This window comes from Mucilaginibacter sp. P4_G9, from assembly GCF_056400985.1.
The window spans coordinates 1-1,609 of sequence record NZ_JBFUKF010000698.1; the positions used below are offsets into that span (position 1 = coordinate 1).

Here is a 1,609-nt window from a genome sequence, read left to right on the forward strand (position 1 = left end):
TAAATACCCCCATTATAATATTCGCATAACCATAATGATTTTCAACCCAATGGAAAATTACATTTGTTGCAGACTGTTTTGTGTCATGAAAATTAACATATCCTTCTTCAATGTGAAATAAATTATTAATTACTGTATATATTAATGAGGTTACTATGACAAATATTAGCGGTTTTACAAGCCTGCTTCTGTCCTCTGTGATAAATCTCCGTACATTTTGCCCTGGTCTGATCAGCAATTCTTTTATGGTATAAAATATGCCCTTTTCAAAATGTAAAACATGCCAGATTTCATGGAAGAAATAATGTTTGTCAACTCTTTTAATTTGTACAGCCTGGCCACAATTGCCACAAAAATTGTTTTCGACTGTATTATTGCAGTTTTTGCAATTAATGAGATTAGTAAGCATAAAGGTTATAGATTATTAGGATACGACGTTTTATTTATCATTACCGGTTTTAATGAAAATCAAACAAAAATTGTTTCCTCCAAAAGTGAATACAAAAATATTTTTAAAAACTACACTATAGTGTAAATTTACTCCCAGTATAGTGCAAATGAAAGATTACAATAATTCCAGCCTGTTAACCAAGAACAACTTAGGGAAAATACCGGAGGAGGACCGTTTTGAACAAAACGATTACCTGGAAGCTGTAAAATCCTTTGCGAGATTAACGTACGAAAGCGTGTACATAATTAACTACGAAAATATGTCTTTTGAGTACGTTTCAGAAAATCCATTATTTCTGTGTGGATATTCACCCGGGGAAGTGCTGAATTTAGGCTATGAGTTTTATTTAAAAAATGTTCCTGAAAGTGATTTGGAAATGTTGAACCTGATAAATGAAGCAGGATTTGATTTCTTTAAAAAGTTGCCAGGCGATGAGAAAAAGAAGTATAGCATAAGTTATGATTTCCATTTGGTAAATAAAGATGGTAAGCATATTCTTATTAATCATAAACTTACTCCATTGTTTCTAACACGCGAGAAAAAGATGTGGAAAGCAATGTGTATCGTTTCTATTTCGCATCATAAAAATGCCGGCAATATTTTTATATACAAACAAGGCGCTGATGAAATGTGGAAACTGGATCTAAAAAAAAATGTTTGGCGTAAATCAGAGAAACCGAAACTCACGAAAAGAGAAATAGAAATACTGCAGCTGTATGCACAAGGATTAACCATTAACCAAATTGCTGAAAAGATATTTGTTGCTCCTGATACAGTTAAGTACCACAGGAGGCGAATTTTTGAGCGTTTGAATGTAACTAATATAATAGAGGCACTTTCTTATGCTGTGAACAGTAAGATTATTTAATCATAACTTTTATGATTTGGGATATATCCCTTAAATGTTGCATACATCACAGACCAATCTAAATGCCTCGTGATAACAATAGCTATTAAGGCCTTTTTAGGAAACCAGATCATCAACCAAATGGCGCGGCGAAAACAGCGGCAAAAGCGGCTAAATTTCCTCGCGCAGCGCGTTAAGGAGGGGCTGTCTTTTCCAGGCGTTCCGCAGATGAATTCCGTTATACTCTTAGACCAGGAAAAGCAAAATTAATTGATCACCCACCATTATAAGCCCGCTGCAGGGTTTCGATG

2 protein-coding genes are annotated in these 1,609 nt (G+C 34.4%); one reads left to right on the forward strand and one right to left on the reverse strand.

Annotated features, from left to right (window positions below; translation table 11 throughout):
- On the reverse strand, positions 1-409 hold a 409-nt coding region (locus tag AC1DPZ_RS26825), incomplete at its 3' end, for a DUF3667 domain-containing protein (protein WP_477409258.1).
- Positions 410-557: 148 nt separating this feature from the next.
- Here AC1DPZ_RS26825 and AC1DPZ_RS26830 point away from each other — a divergent pair.
- Positions 558-1,319, forward strand: coding sequence for a response regulator transcription factor (locus AC1DPZ_RS26830; protein ID WP_477409260.1), 762 nt, complete (start codon positions 558-560; stop codon positions 1,317-1,319).
- Positions 1,320-1,609: the final 290 nt, after the last annotated feature.